The 275-nt window shown below is 69.5% G+C and carries 1 protein-coding gene; it reads right to left on the bottom strand.

Going from position 1 to position 275, the window contains the following annotated elements; all coding sequences use genetic code 11:
- Positions 1–55 precede the first annotated feature (55 nt).
- On the bottom strand, positions 56–275 hold a 220-nt coding region (zapE, locus tag AC0IZJ_RS28465), incomplete at its 5' end, for an AFG1/ZapE family ATPase (RefSeq protein WP_471855619.1).

Genomic DNA, 275 nt, shown 5'->3' with positions numbered 1-275 from the left:
GGCTGGGGCGGCGCTGACGCGGCGGCGGCAGCAATGAGGATCAGCAGGAGACTCATCAGGTCAGTGAGGTCTCGACTTCACGGCGGGCCAGTGCAAGGTACTCCGCCGAGCGCATTTCCTGCAAGCGCGACACGGGGCGCGGGAATTCGTGGGCCAGCGGGCCCTCGGTATAGAGCTGATCGGCCGGCACGGCGGCCGAGATGATGAGCTTGTCGCGACGGGCGTAGAGCACGTCCACCAGCCAGGTGAAGCGGCGCGCCGCGCTGGCCAGGCGC

The organism is Roseateles sp. AC306 (assembly GCF_979253795.1).
The sequence above is the reverse complement of the archived record's forward strand: the minus strand, read 5'-3'. Positions and strand labels throughout refer to the sequence as shown.